The following is a 17,821-nucleotide window of genomic DNA, read 5'->3' as shown; positions in this document are numbered from 1 at the left end:
TCTTTCGCCCTGCGTCTGTACTGTGCCTGTCATGCGATTCGGATTGTTCGTTCCACAGGGTTGGCGCCTGGATCTGGTCGGTATCGACCCCGCCCGGCACTGGAATGTGCTGCGTGATCACGCGCTCGCCGCCGAGGCCGGTCCGTGGGAGTCCCTGTGGGTGTACGACCACTTCCATACCGTTCCCACCGCAACAGACGAGGCGACGCACGAGGCATGGTCGCTGATGTCCGCACTGGCTGCGAGCACCTCCCGGATCAGGCTGGGGCAGATGTGCACTGCGATGTCGTACCGCAACCCGGCCTACCTCGCCAAAGTTGCTGCCACGGTGGACATCATTTCCGGCGGACGCGTCGAGATGGGCATCGGCGGCGGCTGGCACGAGCACGAGTTCCGCGCCTACGGCTACGGGTTTCCCTCTCCGGGTGAACGATTGGGTCGGCTCGACGAGGGCGTGCAGATCTTCAAGCAGGCATGGACGACCGGTGAGGTGTTCCTCGACGGAAAGCACTACCAGATCGACGGTGCCGTGGTGCGGCCGCTGCCGCTGCAGGAGGGCGGAATCCCGCTGTGGATCGCGGGCGGGGGCGAGAAGGTCACCCTGAAGATCGCCGCGAAGTACGCCAACTACACCAACTTCGATGGAACCCCCACCGGATTCGCCGCCAAATCGGCTCTGCTGCGCGAGCATTGCTCCACCGTGGGTACCGACTTCGATGCCATCGTCCGCTCCGCGAACTACAACGTCGTCATCGCGGCGACCGAGTCGGAAGTGGAAGACAAGCTTCGCGCCCTGGAGAGTCGGCTCACCGATTACGTGGGTGCGGACAAGGCCGAAGGAGCCCTGACGGCGTTCCGCGGCATGCCGGCCGTCGGAACCCCGGAACAGATCGTCGACAATCTGACGGCGCTGCAGGAGCAGGGGATGGCGTACGGAATCTTCTACTTCCCGGAAGCTGCCTACGATCGCTCCGGAATCGAACTCTTCGAGCGCGAGGTCATCCCGGCTCTCCCGTAGCTCGTCTCAGGTCGTCGGGAAGATCTGCCGGATCGATGAGCAACTGTTGGTTCTTTGCCTTGCGTACCTTCTCGGACAAGCCGATGTTCGCGTGCAACAGCGCCCACTCGCCCTCGGTGATCTCGTCGGTTGCGCGCGCGAGAACCGTGGTATCGGGAGTGCCCCAGGCGATGGGCATCGCCGAGACCAACTGCCACGTTCGCCCGCCCGTGTTCGCGCCGCGGTCGGCGAGAACCGACACCGAGGGCACCTTCGCTCCCCGCTCCATCGCGTGGCCGGGCAGGGCTCGCACGACCCGGGTGATCAACACGTAGTGCGGTTCTTCGACACCCGGCTTCGCGATGTCGACCAAGGCCAGCAACAGAGCTCCGACCGGTAATTTCTCGGCCACCATCGCAGGAACCAGATCGCCTGCAGCATATTGCGATTCGATGGACCCCATCTTGCGCGGTGCCCACAGCATCACCCACAGTGAGGTGGCCGCACCGATGCAGAACACGGCACCGAGGATGTACGACCACGGGGTTGCGATCCAGATGAACCACACCCCCAGGGCAGTCAGGATCACTGCAGTGAGCGCCGCCGAGGCGCGCAGCCGGCGAAGCTCGGTGAACGTCTCGTTCACCGACTTCGCGTGGGCTACGTCTACTGGGAACTGGAATCGGCGCACACAACTATTCCTAGCACGCCGCCCGTGCCGACAGAAGCGTCAGATCGCCGGACCGAGTAAGTCGTCCGCGTCGGTGATGCGGTACGCGTACCCCTGCTCGGCGAGGAAACGCTGACGGTGCGCGGCGTACTCGGCGTCGAGAGTGTCGCGCGACACCACCGAGTAGAAATGGGCCTGACCGCCGTCGTGCTTGGGCCGGAGCAGTCGGCCGAGGCGCTGCGCCTCCTCCTGCCTCGACCCGAATGTGCCCGAAACCTGTACTGCGACAGATGCTTCGGGTAGATCGATCGAGAAGTTCGCCACCTTGCTCACCACGAGCGTCTGAATCTCGCCCTTGCGGAACGCGTCGAAGAGCACTTCACGTTCCTTGTTCTTGGTCGAACCCTGAATGACCGGAGCGTTCAGGGCCTCACCGAGCTCGTTCAACTGGTCGAGGTACGCGCCGATCACCAGCGTCGGAGCGTCCTGGTGTTTGGCGAGGATCGACTTCACGACGGCGATCTTGGTGTGAGCCGTCGAGCACAGCTTGTAGCGCTCTTCGGGTTCGGCCACGGCATACGACATGCGCTCGGCATCGGTGAGGGTGACGCGAACCTCGATGCACTCCGCCGGTGCGATCCACCCCTGCGCCTCGATGTCCTTCCACGGCGCGTCGTATCGCTTCGGGCCGATCAGCGAGAAGACGTCACCCTCGCGTCCGTCCTCGCGGACGAGGGTTGCCGTCAGACCGAGGCGTCGACGCGACTGCAGATCTGCCGTCATGCGAAACACCGGGGCGGGGAGCAGGTGGACCTCGTCGTAGATCACCAGACCCCAGTCGCGGGAATCGAACAGTTCCAGGTGCTTGTATTCACCTTTGGTGCGACGCGTGATCACCTGGTACGTGGCGATTGTCACAGGGCGGATCTCTTTGCGCTCTCCCGAATACTCGCCGATCTCCTCCTCGGTGAGCGAGGTGCGCGCGATCAGCTCGCGCTTCCACTGTCGACCGGCGACGGTGTTGGTGACCAGAATCAGCGTGGTGGCCTTGGCTCTGGCCATCGCCGCTGCGCCGACCATCGTCTTGCCCGCGCCACACGGCAGTACGACGACGCCCGAGCCGCCGGCCCAGAACGAATCCGCCGCCATCTCCTGGTAGTCGCGCAGTGTCCACTTGCCGCCCTCGGTGTCGAGTTCGATGGGGTGAGCTTCGCCGTCCACGTATCCGGCGAGGTCCTCGGCAGGCCAGCCGATCTTGAGCAGCATCTGCTTGAGGTGGCCGCGCTCGCTGGGATGGACGATGACGGTGTCCTCGTCCACCATGGCACCGAGCATCGGCGCAATCTTCTTGTGGCGCATCACTTCTGTGAGCACTGCGCGGTCGAGACTGATCAGGGCCAGGCCGTGGATCGGGCTCTTGACCAACTGCAGTCGGCCGTAGCGTGCCATGGTGTCGACGATGTCCACCAGCAGCGGCTGCGGCACCGCGTAGCGCGAGAAGTTCACCAGCGCGTCGACCACCTGCTCGGCGTCGTGGCCCGCAGCGCGCGCGTTCCACAGGGCCAGCGGGGTGATGCGATAGGTGTGCACGTGCTCGGGGGCACGTTCGAGCTCCGCGAACGGTGCGATGGCCGCCCGCGCTGCACCCGCGAGTTCGTGATCGATCTCGAGCAACAGCGTTTTGTCGGACTGAACGATCAGCGGGCCGTCGGTCACGGTTCCTCCTAGAGACTTCCGCTGCGCCCGAAAGAGCGCAACTTCTCCATTGTCCACAGGTAGGGGCGCGCGTGCACGTGAGCGTCGAACTACTCGACCAGAGCGACCGACGTGATGCGATGCAGGGTGAAGCGGCGAACGCCTCCGGTAGCGGGGTCGAAGGCGTCGAGTTGGCCGCCGCCGATGCTGATCGGATCGACGATCCGGTGGGTCGCGACACCCTGTGCATCGACGTAGCCGATGCTGACGCTGCGTTTGACCTTGGCTGCGGTCTGCAACAGCGTCATCGTCGCGGTGCTGCTGGCGCGAGACCCGTCGGCGCGCACCACCGCGCCCCCGTTGCCCGCTGCCCGGTCGGCCGCGCGCATCCCACGCACCAACGAACCCAGCTGTTCCTCGGTGGGAACAGCCGGAGTGCGGAACGTCTGGCGTGGCCGCCGCGCCGATACCCGCGACCCGCGGGCGCGCAGATCGACGATGGTTCCGGACGAGTCCTCACCTGCAGGCGCGAACCCGGCCCCGGCCAGCACCGTGAGCACCTCGGCGAGCGGGGCCTGCGAGATCGCGACGGTCGGGGCGAGGGCTCGAAGCGCCAGCGATTCCGCCGCCGGGGACGCCATCACTTCCGCCAGCAACGCCGGGTCCTCGCATCGGACGAACGACGCGGCGACGCCTGCCCGCAGGCGACCGTGTCGACGCGCCACGTCGTCGATGAGATAGGTCAAGGCCTGCGGCACCGGTGTGCGTGAGTGGGTCGCGAACAGCGCGTGCAGCTCGGACGCGCTCAATCCCACATCGAGGGCGCGTCGCAGGCTCGTGTCGCTGATCCGGTACATCGTCGCTGCCCCCGCCGATTCGACGTCGGCGACGAGTTCGATCCGATCGTGCAGGTCCGGCTCGAGCGGGCCCGGTGCCACCAGCGTGAGATCTGCCTGCACCAGGACGTAGTCGATCGGCTCGGGCAAAGCCGCGCGCATGTCGGCCTCGGCGTTGCCGTCGTGCAGCAGTGAGCGCCCCGGGGTCGACATCGCTCCGCGGCCGACGATTCCCAGTGCGGTTGCTTCGGCGACGACGTGTCCGACGGGTGTGACGCCGAAGCGTCCGGACCATCGGGGACGACGCCACGCCAGGATCCGGGCGAGATCCGCCGGCTGGGCCGAGTGTCCGCTGCCGAGTTCGGTGAGCAGTTCCAGGATCATCCGTCGATCCCGCGGTGCTGCCGGAGAGCGAACTTCCTCGGACAGGGCGGCGATGGGCTTGTCGTTGGGGTCACGCATCCCGATGACCCACGGCGCCCGCGGCACCTCGAGCCAGGCGGAGGCGAGCGTGTGCCAGCGGGCCGCCGGGGCAGCGGTGAGCCAGGCGTCGACCGCCGGTGTGGGAGCCCAGTAGTCGTCGCCGGTGTCGGACGCGGGAACCGGGTCCGGTGTTCCGCTGGAGATCAGATGCGCTGCCGCCAGCAGTTCGACGAGGATGCTGACTCGGTCCTCGTCGAGGCCGGTCGCCTTGGTGATCTTGCGGAGCTCGCGCACGCCCAGTCCGCCGGCCTTGAGAGCAGGAGCAGGCGACGCGGAGAGGGCTTCGATGATCAGGACGCAGTGCCTACCCAGTTCGAGGGCCTCGCCTGCGGCAGCGGCATCGACGTCGGTGAGCGACTGTGTCCTGGTGGCGAGCTTCGGCTCGGCGAGCGACCGTGGATCGGACATCGGCTCGCCGCGCAGAATCTGCCCCACCTGGACGGGCAGTTCGACGGTTTGCTCGTCCAACCAGATCAGCAGGCCGGCGGCGAGCAGCTTCTGGACCGGCCGGTCCGGCGGAGTGCCCGGTGCCGCGTCTCGGGTGCGGCCGGTCGGGGACGATCTGGCGAGAGTGTCGAGCAGATTGCGTTCCCCCTCGCCGAGTTCGGCGAGAGCTGCGGTGATGTGCGACTCGGTGAGATTGTCGACCGGATCGAGCGCGCGTCCGATGCGCCACGGCACGGCGTCCGCGGCGGTCGCGCTGATCCGGAGGCCGGACGCGTCGCCCCACACCAGCAACCGCTCGCGGAGCTGGGCCAGCGCTTTGTCGACGCTCTTGGCCGGTGCGCGTTTGGCCACGACGGCCAGTAGTGCAGCGCGAGTGACGGGCCGTTCGTAGGCCTCCTCGATGGCGAGGATCTCGAGGACGGTCAAGGCGAGTGTGTCGAGGGTGTCCGCGGTGTGCAGAATCGACCGTCGTTGCTCGGCCCGTCCGGCGAGTACGGCCAGCGATGCGGGCGGCGGCGCGGTCAGATCCGGGCGCAACGACATGGCCTTGATCAGCTCGGCGTCGGAGCGAGCTGCGATCCACTGAGGTAGATCAGGGGGCGTGTCGGTGTGTCGGTGCGCAGTCGTGTCGGTCATCGTCTATCAGATTAGAGACCTGGGCTGGTGCTCGCCGCAGGGCAGGTGTCAAAATAGGCGCATGGTGAACAAGTCGAAGAAGCCCTATGTCGATCCAGGCTGGCCGGAAACCGCTCGCGGTGACCACGCGGTGACCGAACTCTCGTCCGCTCGATCGGGTGGCTTGTCGCCCTTCGGCGAGGACACCGAGTTCCCGCTGCCCGTCGAAGACCTGCCCTACGCGCACCCGGTGACCGTGGTCAACCGCTAGCAAAGGCCACGCAGTACGAAAAAGCCCCCGACGATGTCGGGGGCTTTTTTCGTACGAGATGCGAACCGTCGCGGGCGCTTACTGGGGCAGGAATGCCTTGTTGGCCTGGTAAAAGTTCACGACCTGCGGATCGAGCTGGATGCCCTGCGCTGCGTTCTGGACGAACGAGGCGATCGCCGGATCGTTGGTGAGGTTCTGGACAGCGGTGACGATGCCGTCGACGACCTCGGCCGAGCTGTCGACTGCCGGGATGGACGACAGGTCGGGAAGTGCGGGAACTTCCGGTGCCTTGGGGGTGACCGGAACGCTGCGCTCGGTAGGCGCGCTGCTCAGGCCGAGGCTCGAGGAGCAGGACGGCCATGCGCCCCAGCCCTGCGAGTCGAGGACCTTCTCTGCGACTGCGATCTGCTCTTCGCGGCTGGCCTGGTTGGCCGTGGCTGCGTACTGCTGGCCGCCGTGTGCGTTCCAGGTGCTGGGGGAGAACTGCAACCCGCCCTGGAAGCCGTTGCCGGTGTTGATGCCCCAGTTGCCGCCGGCTTCACACTGTGCAAGGCGATCCCAGTCGGAATCCGGTGCCGCGTTCGCGGTGCCGGTGAAGGCGATGCCCGCGGTGCCCATGATGGCTCCGGTGACAGCAACCTTCGCGACGGTCTTGCCAGTGGTGCTCGGCTTGCGATGACGTCCGCTCATACGAGTTGAAATCCTCTCCACACGCGCCTGCGAGGTCAGCTGTCGGGTTCGGGCTGAGAGGTAGCCCGGCCTTTTCGCTCATTCGTCTCGAATGGGCAATTGGGCTTCACCCCAAGGGAAGTCGGTGCAACTTCGTGAGTTGCGACAACTTCCCGGTTGTCCGTGGAGGACGTGGGTCCCCCGTCCTCGTCCCCTGGGTGATCGTCGAGGGTGTTCCGGTATCCGCGGGACGAGGTTTGGCGCTGCGGACCGGAGTTCGGCCGAACTTTCCGGCCGCTGCTGACCGTACTGAAATTCCCGGCTTACGTCACTATTTGGTAACTGTCGATTTCGCGGCGTCGTCCCGAGCACATTTCGTACCTCTTTCGGGCCTCTCGCGTCCGCCCAGCTAGTGGGCGTTGCGGGCAGTGAACCCCGGTCCGTTGCCGGCCTGTTACCTCAGCGTTATGTGATGGAAGTCACAGGAGGTGAGAGTCGTCCGGAAAGTCACCGAACGGCAACGATGTCTTTGCCGAGGGGCATCAGAGATACGGGGATCAACTTCAGGTTCGCGATCGCGAGTGGAATGCCGATGATGGTGATCGCCATGGCGACAGCGGTGACCACATGAGTCAGCGCCAACCACCAGCCGGCGAGGATCAACCAGAGCACGTTCCCGACGAGCGCGCCGGACCCGGATCCTGGCTTGTCGACGATGGTCGACCCGAACGGCCACAGCGCGTACACACCGATACGGAACGACGCGATGCCGAACGGGATGGTCACGATCAGGATGCACAGCAGAAGGCCGGCGAAGAAGTAACCGATGGCCAGCCACAGCCCACCGAAGACCAGCCAGATGATGTTCAGAATCAATCGCATGATCTACCGAGCCCGCCGTCCGGACGCCAGCGCGTACACCAAAGCCAGCACGAACCCGGCCGGTGCCGAGAACATGGCCGTCAGATACAGGCTCAGCGGGGGCTTGGAGTCGGAGAAGATCGGAAACAGCAGGATCGCGACGATGGCGACGAGGCCTATCGCGAACAGTGCGAGCGCGATGCGCAGCAGAACGGTGCTGCTCTTACGGGTCGGTGTGTCCACGTGCACCACGGTAGTGCGAAGTGCGGGGTGCGAAGAACTCGAATGCTTCATCGGTACTCACCGCGCTAGACTGGTGTATTCGCGTCCTACGTTCTCGTGGGACGCGAAATTTGTGCAGACCGCAGGTCCGAACATCGGGCCCGCGACCAACGAAACTACCGACAGCAACAGATGAACGGGTGAGCTCAGTGCCGACCGGCAAGGTGAAGTGGTACGACGTCGACAAGGGATTCGGATTCCTCTCTCAGGAGGAAGGCGAGGACGTCTACGTGCGTTCGTCGGCGTTGCCGGAGGGCGTCGAGGGCCTCAAAGCCGGTCAGCGCGTCGAGTTCGGCATGGCAGCGGGCCGTCGTGGACCACAGGCGCTGAGCTTGAAGGTGCTCGAGCCTGCACCGTCCGTGCGGCAGAACACCGGCAGCACCCGCCGTGAGCCCGTCGAGCGCAAGCACACACCCGACGAGCTGCACGGGATGGTCGAGGACATGATCACACTGCTCGAGGCGACGGTGCAGCCCGAACTCCGTAAAGGCAAGTACCCCGATCGCAAGATCGCGCAGCGAATCTCCGAGGTCGTTCGGGCCGTCGCCCGCGAGCTCGACAGCTGACATCCACCGAACCTACGGGCGGGTGCCGATCGACCAGATGGCGTGGCTGACGAACCCTTCCTGATTGGTATCGGTGTCGATGATGCCGGTGGGCAAGCGCACCTCGATACCGAGCAGCGTCCGGTTGCTGTCGTCCTTCGTGGGAACCGTGACGCTGAGCTTGGTGTCCGGCTCGTTGAACTCGGTGTTCTCCACCACGTCGCCACTGTCGTCGCCGTAGACCACGGCGAGCACCCACGGGGCCGAGTAGATGGGGGCGGGCAGCGAGAGCTGCACCGTCCTGGCGTTGCCCACCTGAATCTCGGCGGTCTCACCGACGTTGGTGCACAGCGGGTCGCTGACAGCGCAGTACAGATACGGCTCCACCACGACGGCGCGACCGTTGGCGTACGCGGTGACGGTCGGTTCCTTCTCCGGTGCTCTCCCGATCAGCAGGGCGAGCACCGCAGCGAATGCGACGGCGATGACGACGAGACCGGCGACGATGATCGCCGCGATCTTCTTGGTGCGGGGAGCGAGATTCACTTGGTCACGTTTTCGCCGAAGGAGCCGTCGGACATTTCTTGTTCGACGTGATCGGGGCGGTTGCCGCCGAAGCCGGGTAGGAGCGATCTGCCGCGGTAGGTGAGGAAGGTCTGCACGAGGCCGATCGTAAGCAACACCGACACGACGGTGAAACCGAGCCAGTATTCGGTGGGGAGCAGCACCCCGAGTGTGCCGCCCAGAACCCAGCACAACTGCATGACGGTTTCCGATCGGCCGAATCCCGACGCGATCGATTCCGGCGGCAGATCGGCCTGCAGCGACGCGTCGAGGGAGACCTTGGCCAGCGCGCTGGCACTCGACGCCACCAGTGCTGCCACGGCTGCGGTGAGCAGGCTGTCGGTGATAGCAGCGACGACTGCCACTACCGTCACCGCGATGGTGCACCGTAGGACGACCAACGACGGCCGGCCGAGCTTGATCCTGGCACCGAGCGCGTTGCCCGCGAAGTTGCCGAGACCGGCGGCGGCTCCGACGAGTCCGAGCATCGCGGCCTGCTGCAGCGGCTCGTGTTCGGTGCGGGATTTTGCAACGAACGCGATGTAGAGCGTCAGGAAGCCAGTGAGGATGCGGATGGTGCCGTTTCCCCACAGTCCCACGATGACGGCCCGTCCCAGGGGCTGTCTGCGGTTCTTCGTGTTGCTCGGCGGCGTGCGGCGCAGATTCTCCGTCGGGGCACTGCTTCCGGCGAAGTCGTTGCCGCTGTGCTGGTCGGCGTGGTAGCTCAGGGTGGCAGGCACTTCACCCTCGGTGATCTCGACCCAGGACGGGATCTGCATGCTGAGGTAGCCGCCGAGCACGGTGATCGCGGCGACGAACCACAGCGCGCCGGGTGAGCCTGCGAAGAACGCGATGCCGCCGGCGACGGCCCCTGCCGCGATGGTGCCACCCAGCAGACCGAAGACGGTGAGCCGAGAATTGACGCGGACGAGGTCGATCTCCGGCGGTAACACTCGCGGCGTCACCGCGCTCTTGAGGACTGCAAAGGACTTGCTGAGTACGAGCATGCCGAGCGCGGCGGGGTACAGCACCCAACTGTCGAAGTTGAACACCAGCACTACAGCCAGCACGGTGCGCAACCCGAACGATGTGGCCAGCGCGATGCGTCGACCGTGTTGAAGGCGGTCCAGCAGCGGCCCGATCAACGGTGCGATCAGCGCGAACGGCGCGATGGTGATGACGAGATAGAGCGCGACCTTGGTCTTGTCCTCACCGGTGGCCGCAGAGAAGAACAGTGTGTTGGCCAAGGCGATCGCCAACGCCGCGTCCGACGCGAAGTTGGCCATGGTCGCGTAGGTCAGTGCCGTCAGCCCGGACTTGTCCGCACCGTCGGCTTTCGCAGCTCGCTGGAACGACGCGATGCCCTTGCCGGTGAGCTCGCGGCCGCGCATGGCGGCAACGCGAGTGACGGTCAGCTTCTTCGGCATCGGCGGGGGCTTGCGAGCGCCGGTCCGGCCACGCGGAGCGGTGATCTTCTCGGTTCGAGGCGGATGCAGCGGCGGCAGCGGTTCGCGGCGACTCGGAACGCGGGCGGAGTGAGCAGGTGCGGGCGGGTAGTTGGCCAGACCCGGATGATCCGAGTGATCAGGAGCGGAGCCTGCGGAGTGACCGGACACGCCGTTCTGTTCGGGGTCGTCCGCACCCGGTGGGGTGTGGGGGAGACGGGGATCGGTCACGGGGTCAATTCTGTCCTACGGGCGCGGTATCGGTGAATCGCACCTCGAAGATCTTGGGCCAGAATTTGCCGGTCACGAGGAATCGGTCGGTACCCGGGATCTGTGCGATGCCGTTGAAGACGTCGGCTCCGCCTCGATCGGCGGCAGACATCGAATTCCACAGCGGTGTGCCGTCGATGACGGCTGTCACCTTCCCGGTGTCGGGGTCGATGCGCATGATGTCGAATGTCTGCCACACATTGGCGTAGATCGAGCCGTCCTCGGCGCATTCGAGCTCGTTGAGGCGTTCCACGGGATTGCCGTCGAGTGTGACGTCCACCGTGTCGACTGCGTCGAAAGAGGTGGGGTCGCGGAAGGTCAGGGTGGATGTGCCGTCGCTCATGACGAGGCGGTCGTCGGGTGTTCCTCGACCCGATGTTCCGCGGCCCTCGGTACAGAGTCCCCAGCCTTCGCCGTCGTAGTTCACTCGACGCTGTTCGGTCAGGGTGTCCCGGTCGCGAGCGATGGCGACTCCGTCTTGCCAGGTGATCTGCCACAGGGTGTCCCCGTCGACGGTGATCCCTTCGCCGAACAGGTCGGACGGCAGATCTACCCGCTCCAGCTCGGTCATGTTCTCGAGTGAGGTGCGCCTGACGAACGACGAGCCTTCCAGCCCGGTGCCCTCGTAGAGCACGTCACCGTCGATCTCGAATCCCTGAGTGAACGCGTCGTCGCCGCGGTCGTATTCGCGCACGACGTCTGCAGTCAGGGTCGGCACCGAGTCCGAGGTCGTCGGAGCTGCGGTCGTCGATCCCGATGTCGACGAGCACGCGGTGACCGCGAGTGCAGAGGTCAGGACGGCGGCGAAGGTGCGAGCGCGGACGGTCATTGCATCCATGATGGCAGCCCGAACTGGGCGTCACCGAGTCGATGCGGCAAACTGAATGTGTGAGTTTCGTATCTTCTCCAGAGCTCGATTCCATCCGCCCCGTCTTGGCCGATGCCGTGGACCTCGCGCGGCAGGCTCTGCTCGACCTGGGAGAGGGAGGTGTCGGCGAGTATCTCGGGGTCACCGTCGAGGACGCCAGCGCGGCCACTCACCGGTTCGCCAGCGATCTCGAGGGCTACCGAGGGTGGCAGTGGGCCGTTGTGGTCGCGGCCCCGGAGGACGCCGACCGCGCCACGGTCAGCGAGTTGGTTCTGCTGCCGGGCCCCGACGCTCTGGTGGCACCGTCCTGGGTGCCCTGGGACGAACGTATCCGTCCCGGTGATCTGGGACCTGGCGATCTGCTGTCTCCGCGACAGGACGACCCACGACTCGTGCCGGGCTACGTCAGCTCCGGTGATCCCGCCATCGACGACGTTGCCGGCGAGATCGGTCTCGGTCGAACGAAGGTCACCAGCCTCGAAGGGCGTCTCGACGCCGCCCAACGCTGGCACGACGGCGATTTCGGTCCCGATGCCGAGATGGCCAAGGCTGCGCCGTCGACGTGTGGGCTCTGCGGCTTCTACCTGCCCATCGCCGGATCGTTGTCTGCCGCATTCGGAGTGTGCGGCAACGAATTCGCCGCCGACGGGCGCGTGGTGCATGCCGAGTACGGCTGCGGTGCGCACTCCGATACCGAACTGCCCACCGGAGCAGGATCACCGCAATTCGAGCCGTACGACGACGCGGCTCTCGACGTCACCGTAGCGCCGACGCCTCCGGTCGAGACAAGTCTTCCGCTCGAGGCCGTTTCTGCGGACGAGACCACCGACAGTGTGGACGGGTCCGACGGACCGACCGAGGCAACCGAAGCGCCGGCAGAGGCAGAGGCCGTGCAGGTGGAGGCAGTTCGGGAAGCAGAGGTACCGGCCGGTGAAACGGCTCCGGTATCGAGCGAGTCGGCGGAACCCGAGGCGGCCGATGAGACTGTGCACGAAGAGGATTCGGTATCTCCGAGCTGATCGACCCGTTCGATACCGGGTCGCTGCGCGAGTCGATTCTCGCGGCCTGGGCCTCGTCGCCCACGCGGCTTCGTGAGGATTCGGCGTCCGAGTCGGATCTGGTGCGCGGAGGCTACCGCGACCGGCTCTTGACCGAGCTCGCGCAGAACGCTGCAGACGCGGCGTCGCGGGCGGGTGTGTCGGGTCGATTGGCCGTGTGGACCGACGACGCCGGTTCCATTCACATCGCCAATACCGGTGCTGCGCTCGATGTTTCGGGTGTACATGCACTGACGGCCCTGAGAGCGTCGGCCAAGACTGCTGCAGATGGAGGCGTCGGGCAGTTCGGAGTCGGTTTCACCGCGGTGCGCTCGGTGTCCGACGAGATCGAGGTGCGATCGCTGGGCGGCGGTGTGCTGTTCAGTGCGCGGCGCACCTCGGCTGCGCTGCGCGAGCGCGGCATGGCCATGCCCGAGGCGGGTGTGCCGGTACTGAGGTTGGCGTGGCCGGTGGCGGAACCGCCCGGTGCGGGGTTCGACACCGAGATCGTGTTGACGCCGCGAACGGATCCGGACGCGGAGTCCTTTGGCTCCGGATATGCGGACGAGGCCGTGGATTTGCTTCTCGAACTCGAAGCGCTGGACTCGATCGAGATCGAGGGCGTTGTGATCGACTGCGTCAGAACAGCACTCGACGCCCGGAGTGCCGACATCGCGATCGGATCGCGAACATGGCGACAGTTCACCACCCCTGCCGCGCGCTGGCTGGCTCCCGTTGTCGACGGTCTACCCGTTCCTGCGTCACCCGACGTGTTGCGGGCTCCCACCCGATCGGACGAGCTGTTGTCGTTGCCCGCGTTGGTGATTGCCGATGTGCCGATGCAGCCGGACCGGCGGCGCGTGCTGCCGGGTGTCTCGTTCGATGCGGTGGCACGCGGGTACGCGGATTTCGTGGCGTCACTTCCTGCGTCGTCGCGGGTGCCGTTCGTGCCCGAGGTCGGATTCGCTCGAAGCGAGGTCGATGGGCAGTTGCGAGAGCTGATCTTCCGCCGATTGTCCAGCGCACCATGGCTTCCCGGTGCGCGCGGACGCAACCTCGTGCCCGAGCGGTCGAATGTCGTCGCGGACGCCTCCGAGGAACTCGCTTCGGTGCTGATCGACGTCGTACCCGATCTGGTCGATGCGACGCTGTCGGGAGCGCGCCACGCGTCGGCGCTCTCGGCAGTGGGGGTGCACCGGATCGGATCGGCCGGGCTGGCGGAGATGCTCGGTGGTCTGGATCGCGAGCCGCGGTGGTGGCAGCAGCTGTACGACGCGTTGACACCCCTCGTCGTCGACGGTGTTGCTGCGGAAGAGCTTGCTGCCCTGCCTGTTCCGCTGGCAGACGGCCGCACGGTGACCGGTGCGCGAACAACGGTGATCGGCTCCGACGCCTCGACAGCGGTGACCTGGGTGCGTCTGGTGCATCCGGATGCAGTGAGTCCGCTGCTGACGCGGCTCGGTGCCCGCGCGGCAACCGCATTCGAATTGCTGACGGACCCGGCCCTCGAGGCGGCACTCGACGATCTCGACTGGGACAGCCACGACGACGTCGAGACTTTGGTGAATGCCGTTCTCGCCCTGGCTGCGGAGGCGGGTGGGCTGCCTGGCTGGATCGGTGGCCTGCCACTCGAAGACGAGCACGGCGAGCTGCGCAGTGCCGACGAATTGTTGCTTCCCGGAGCGCCGTTGGCGGATCTGCTGGTGCAGGATTCACCGTTCGGCGTACTCGCGCCTGCGGTGGTGACGAGGTTCGGTGAGCGGGCTCTGCGTGCGGTGGGCGTCGGGTGGGGTTTCTCGGTGGTACGCGACGAGCTGCCGACCGGGCCGGATCACGACCTCGACGACGAGCCTGCGTGGTGGTCCGGCCTGTCCGCGGAACCGGACACGCTGCTCGCAGTCCGAGATCTCGATCTCGTTCGGTCGGACGCCTGGTCCGAGGCCTTGACCGTTCTGCTCGACGATCCCAATACCCGTGCGGCTCTGACCGATCGGGACGGCTACACCGCGTGGTGGCTCAGGCGTCATGCGCGAATGCAGAGGGTGCCCCTGAGTGCGTTCCGTGCGCCGTCCGACGAGACTTTCGCAGGCCTGCTCGATCCGCTGGATCACCCGCGCGCCGACGAGCTGGAGGCGGTGCTCGCTGCGCCGAAGTGCGAGAGCGTCGAGACAGCTCGTGTACTGCTGCAGGCTCTGTCGGATCCGCAGCGGCATCCGAGTCCCGCGGTGATCGCACGTACCCACACGCTGATCGCGACCGCGGTTGTCGACGGGCGCATCGACGTCGCCGACATCGATCCACCGGATCGAGTTCGCACTCTCGGCGGAGCAGTCATCGACGCGTCGGACGCGTTGGTGATCGACACGCCGTGGCTGGCAAGCGTCGTACCGCCGGAGGTTGCAGTTCTCTCGGACATCTCCACCGCGGCCGCTCTGGCGGACGTTCTCGACATCAGGCCTGCGTCGGAGGCGATCAGCGGAGAAGTGCTCGGAGTCGGACGTGTCAGCTCCTGGGACCGCGAACCTGGAGCGGTATTGGCCTGTGCAGTAATGGGATTGCCGCTGCCATCAGGAGGGGTGGTGGTGCACCGGGAACTGGTGGTCCGATCGACCGGGGACGTCAGTGGTGACCACGCCGTGCCGTTATGGGTTACCGCAGACGGAACCGTCCATTGTGCGGCGAGTTGGGAGCGACCTCGTGGGCTTTGACGCGACAGTGCTGGACTGGATGGTCGGGCATCGAGTCGAATGGCTCACCACGATGTTCTGGATCATCACCACACTCGGCAACACGGTGTCGATGTTTCTGTTGTCCGCGGTGGTCGTCGTTGCGGTGCTTCGCGTCGGACGCAGGTCGGATGCCGTTGTCGTCGCGGGTTCGATGCTCACCGGCTGGGGTCTGATGAATGCGCTCAAATTCGCGTTCGCGCGGGAGCGTCCACCGATTCCGGAGCGGCTGGTGGATATTGCGAGCCATTCGTTTCCGTCGGGCCACGCGATGATGTCGATGTTGCTTGCCACGGTGGCGATCGCGGTGATGATGCGATCGCCGCATCCGTGGCTGCATCGGCCGGTACTGCGTGCGCTACCGGTGGTCGCGTCCCTGCTGATCGGATTCTCTCGGATCTATCTGGGTGCGCATTGGACCACGGACGTGCTGGCCGGCTGGGTGTTCGGTGCCCTGTGGGGGCTGGGATGGATCTATGCCGTCAGGCAGATCAGCGCGAGAAATCAGAGCGCTGGGCGATGACGAGCAGCTCGTCGCGCATGGCCGGGCTGGAGACAGCGTTGGCGCGTGCGTAGAGGGCGCGGAGCGAGCGGACGTGGTTGCGACGGTTGCGGTACTGAGAGACGAGCTTCATGGCCTGGCTTTCGTGGATCAAGAGGTTGTTTGACTGACATAACCCATGGTCCACGTTAACTTTGTGTTACTCAACCGGCTGAGGGGTTAGTTTGCCCACGTCAGGGGCGGTGTGGTGATCGGGCTAACGTGATGCTGGTCTCAATCGAGGCCGCGCTGGGCGGTTTTGCTCCCACGACGTGACGCGGCTCTCTGCATCAGGAAGATTCCGAACCCTACGGCACCGACCGCGATGCCGGACCAGCACGTGGCGAGCGCATCGCCGGTGCGGTCGCCGGTGGCGGTGAACACGACCAGCGCGACGATCCAGCCGAGTATGCCGATCGCCAACACCGGAACCGGATCGGTGAGGCTGCGCGGGATCTGGGGGAGGTCGGCCACAAAATCACGCTACGCCACCATATTTCCCCAAGTCTCGCAGTGTGCTTTATCGTTCGCTCATGCAATTGTCGTCGCGGCTACTCGACAACTACTTCAAGATCACCGAGCGCGGCTCGACGGTGGGGTCCGAGGTACGGGGAGGCGTGGTCACCTTCGTGGCCATGGCCTACATCGTCGTCCTGAATCCGCTGATTCTCGGCAGCTTCTCCGCCGACGACGCAGCGGCCAAGACCGACGTGCTCGGCAACATTCTGCCGGTGGCCCAGGTTGCGGCCGTGACAGCGCTGGTGGCCGGGTTCATGAGCATCGCCTTCGGCATCATCGCGAACTACCCCTTCGGTATCGCGGCAGGCCTGGGCATCAACACGTTGCTTGCCGTGACCATCGCACCCCAGGTGACGTGGCCCGAGGCGATGGGGCTGGTGGTCATCGACGGCATCATCATCGTGTTGCTGGCCGTCACCGGATTCCGCACGGCGGTCTTCAACGCGATCCCGGCGGAGCTGAAGGCAGCGATCGCCGCCGGTATCGGCGCGTTCATCGCGTTCATCGGGCTGGTCGACTCCGGCTTCGTGCGCCGTATCCCCGACGCCGCAGGTACGACGGTTCCCGTCGGGCTCGGCATCGACGGGTCGATCGCGTCGTGGCCGACGGTCATCTTCGTGTTCGGGCTGCTGCTGATGGGTGTACTCGTGGTGCGCAAGGTCCGCGGCGGACTGCTGATCGGCATCGTCGTCACGACGATCTTCGCGGCGATCGTCGAGGCCGTCACCGATGTGGGGCCCTCCAACGGCGTCGACCCCAAGGGGTGGAATCTGTCGGTGCCGCAGTTGCCGAGCCAGTTGGTGCAATCTCCCGATCTGTCGCTGGTCGGCAACGTCGATCTCTTCGGAGCGTTCACTCGCATCGGCGTGCTGGCGGCAAGCCTGCTGGTGTTCACGCTCGTGCTCGCGAACTTCTTCGACGCGATGGGCACGATGACCGGCTTGGGCAAAGAAGCGAATCTGGACAAGGACGGGAAACTGCCGAACATCGGTAAGGCTCTGGTGGTCGAGGGTGCCGGAGCGATCGTCGGTGGCGGTGCGTCGGCGTCGTCGAACACCGTGTTCGTGGAATCGGCGTCCGGAATCGCCGAGGGTGCCCGCACCGGGCTGGCCAATGTGGTCACCGGATTGCTGTTCTTGTTGGCCATGTTCTTCACTCCGCTCACGGCCGTCGTCCCGATCGAAGCGGCTGCTCCCGCGCTGGTCGTGGTGGGTGCGCTGATGATCGGGCAGGTACTCGACATCGACTTCAAGCGCTTCGATTACGCGCTGCCCGCCTTCCTGACCATCGTGGTGATGCCGTTCACCTACTCGATCGCGAACGGGATCGGCGTCGGTTTCATCACCTGGGTGGTACTCGCGGTCGGATCCGGCCGCGCGAAGTCGGTACATCCCCTGTTGTGGATTGTTGCACTGCTGTTTGTTGCATATTTCGCGGTGGGACCCATCACCGAGGCGGTTACATGACGCGCGGTCGGTAC

18 protein-coding genes and 1 riboswitch are annotated in these 17,821 nt (G+C 65.7%); of the genes, 7 read left to right on the top strand and 11 right to left on the bottom strand.

Annotated features, from left to right (window positions below):
* Positions 1-31 precede the first annotated feature (31 nt).
* The gene (locus tag BH93_RS21525) at positions 32-1,018 is read left to right on the top strand and encodes an LLM class F420-dependent oxidoreductase (RefSeq protein ID WP_037175680.1); all 987 of its coding nucleotides are present in this window, start codon (positions 32-34) and stop codon (positions 1,016-1,018) included.
* On the opposite strand, the gene BH93_RS21520 is transcribed toward BH93_RS21525, so the two are convergent.
* From BH93_RS21520 to BH93_RS21510, 3 genes are all read right to left on the bottom strand, one after another.
* The gene (locus BH93_RS21520; RefSeq protein ID WP_197914460.1) at positions 999-1,688 is read right to left on the bottom strand and encodes a DUF3239 domain-containing protein; all 690 of its coding nucleotides are present in this window, start codon (positions 1,686-1,688) and stop codon (positions 999-1,001) included. The two genes, BH93_RS21525 and BH93_RS21520, sit on opposite strands and share 20 nt — an antisense overlap.
* A 39-nt stretch (positions 1,689-1,727) precedes the next feature.
* Positions 1,728-3,383 carry a DNA repair helicase XPB gene (locus BH93_RS21515; protein ID WP_032378320.1) on the bottom strand — a complete coding sequence of 552 codons (1,656 nt, stop codon included), beginning with the start codon at positions 3,381-3,383 and terminating at the stop codon, positions 1,728-1,730.
* An 89-nt stretch (positions 3,384-3,472) separates the two neighbouring features.
* Complete coding sequence (locus tag BH93_RS21510; RefSeq protein ID WP_037175677.1) at positions 3,473-5,764, bottom strand: helicase-associated domain-containing protein; 2,292 nt, start codon at positions 5,762-5,764, stop codon at positions 3,473-3,475.
* Positions 5,765-5,825: 61 nt separating this feature from the next.
* Here BH93_RS21510 and BH93_RS21505 point away from each other — a divergent pair, with 61 nt between their 5' ends.
* Positions 5,826-6,014 (top strand): hypothetical protein, encoded by a 189-nt coding sequence (locus BH93_RS21505; protein ID WP_008719333.1) that lies wholly within the window; start codon positions 5,826-5,828, stop codon positions 6,012-6,014.
* A gap of 78 nt (positions 6,015-6,092) precedes the next feature.
* On the opposite strand, the gene BH93_RS21500 is transcribed toward BH93_RS21505, so the two are convergent.
* From BH93_RS21500 to BH93_RS21490, 3 genes are all read right to left on the bottom strand, one after another.
* On the bottom strand, positions 6,093-6,704 hold the full coding sequence (locus BH93_RS21500) for a transglycosylase family protein (RefSeq protein WP_037175676.1): 612 nt from the start codon (positions 6,702-6,704) through the stop codon (positions 6,093-6,095).
* Positions 6,705-6,712: 8 nt separating this feature from the next.
* Positions 6,713-6,914: riboswitch (cyclic di-AMP (ydaO/yuaA leader) on the bottom strand.
* Positions 6,915-7,190: 276 nt separating this feature from the next.
* Positions 7,191-7,565 carry a YccF domain-containing protein gene (locus BH93_RS21495; RefSeq protein ID WP_032377424.1) on the bottom strand — a complete coding sequence of 125 codons (375 nt, stop codon included), beginning with the start codon at positions 7,563-7,565 and terminating at the stop codon, positions 7,191-7,193.
* A gap of 3 nt (positions 7,566-7,568) precedes the next feature.
* Entirely contained in the window at positions 7,569-7,787 is a 219-nt protein-coding gene (locus BH93_RS21490; protein ID WP_032378319.1) for a hypothetical protein, read from the bottom strand.
* Between the two features lie 188 nt (positions 7,788-7,975).
* On the opposite strand from BH93_RS21490, the gene BH93_RS21485 reads away from it, so the two are divergent.
* Complete coding sequence (locus BH93_RS21485) at positions 7,976-8,392, top strand: cold-shock protein (RefSeq protein ID WP_008719325.1); 417 nt, start codon at positions 7,976-7,978, stop codon at positions 8,390-8,392.
* Between the two features lie 12 nt (positions 8,393-8,404).
* Here BH93_RS21485 and BH93_RS21480 read toward each other — a convergent pair whose 3' ends face one another.
* Genes BH93_RS21480 through BH93_RS21470 form a run of 3 tightly spaced genes read right to left on the bottom strand, consistent with a single transcriptional unit; the run spans position 8,405 to position 11,479 of the window.
* Positions 8,405-8,917: a DUF2771 family protein gene (locus tag BH93_RS21480; protein WP_037175675.1), complete on the bottom strand. Its 513-nt coding sequence runs from the start codon at positions 8,915-8,917 to the stop codon at positions 8,405-8,407.
* Complete coding sequence (locus tag BH93_RS21475) at positions 8,914-10,611, bottom strand: MFS transporter (RefSeq protein ID WP_197914458.1); 1,698 nt, start codon at positions 10,609-10,611, stop codon at positions 8,914-8,916. The genes BH93_RS21480 and BH93_RS21475 overlap by 4 nt, the downstream gene beginning before the upstream one ends.
* A gap of 4 nt (positions 10,612-10,615) precedes the next feature.
* On the bottom strand, positions 10,616-11,479 hold the full coding sequence (locus BH93_RS21470) for a glutaminyl-peptide cyclotransferase (RefSeq protein WP_037176842.1): 864 nt from the start codon (positions 11,477-11,479) through the stop codon (positions 10,616-10,618).
* A 41-nt stretch (positions 11,480-11,520) separates the two neighbouring features.
* Here BH93_RS21470 and BH93_RS21465 point away from each other — a divergent pair, with 41 nt between their 5' ends.
* From BH93_RS21465 to BH93_RS21455, 3 genes are read left to right on the top strand one after another with little or no spacing between them, the layout of a single operon-like run.
* A complete protein-coding gene (locus BH93_RS21465) occupies positions 11,521-12,537 on the top strand; it encodes a DUF3027 domain-containing protein (RefSeq protein WP_080739161.1) in 1,017 nt (338 codons plus the stop codon).
* On the top strand, positions 12,534-15,263 hold the full coding sequence (locus BH93_RS21460; RefSeq protein WP_037175674.1) for a sacsin N-terminal ATP-binding-like domain-containing protein: 2,730 nt from the start codon (positions 12,534-12,536) through the stop codon (positions 15,261-15,263). Before BH93_RS21465 ends, BH93_RS21460 begins: the two co-directional genes overlap by 4 nt.
* Positions 15,253-15,804: a phosphatase PAP2 family protein gene (locus BH93_RS21455; RefSeq protein WP_197914456.1), complete on the top strand. Its 552-nt coding sequence runs from the start codon at positions 15,253-15,255 to the stop codon at positions 15,802-15,804. The genes BH93_RS21460 and BH93_RS21455 overlap by 11 nt, the downstream gene beginning before the upstream one ends.
* On the opposite strand, the gene BH93_RS21450 is transcribed toward BH93_RS21455, so the two are convergent.
* Positions 15,773-15,916, bottom strand: coding sequence for a hypothetical protein (locus BH93_RS21450; RefSeq protein WP_155289340.1), 144 nt, complete (start codon positions 15,914-15,916; stop codon positions 15,773-15,775). The genes BH93_RS21455 and BH93_RS21450 overlap by 32 nt on opposite strands.
* 140 nt (positions 15,917-16,056) lie before the next feature.
* The gene (locus BH93_RS21445) at positions 16,057-16,296 is read right to left on the bottom strand and encodes a DUF2530 domain-containing protein (protein ID WP_032377420.1); all 240 of its coding nucleotides are present in this window, start codon (positions 16,294-16,296) and stop codon (positions 16,057-16,059) included.
* A gap of 59 nt (positions 16,297-16,355) precedes the next feature.
* Between BH93_RS21445 and BH93_RS21440 the strand changes: the two genes are divergently transcribed.
* Positions 16,356-17,807, top strand: a complete 1,452-nt coding sequence (locus tag BH93_RS21440) for an NCS2 family permease (RefSeq protein ID WP_037175673.1) — start codon at positions 16,356-16,358, stop codon at positions 17,805-17,807.
* The last annotated feature ends 14 nt before the right edge of the window (positions 17,808-17,821 follow it).

The sequence above is a fragment of the Rhodococcoides fascians A25f genome (assembly GCF_000760935.2).
In the GTDB taxonomy this organism is placed as follows: Bacteria; Actinomycetota; Actinomycetes; order Mycobacteriales; family Mycobacteriaceae; genus Rhodococcoides.
Note: the sequence above shows the minus strand (reverse complement) of the source record. Positions and strands in the feature narration are given on the sequence as shown.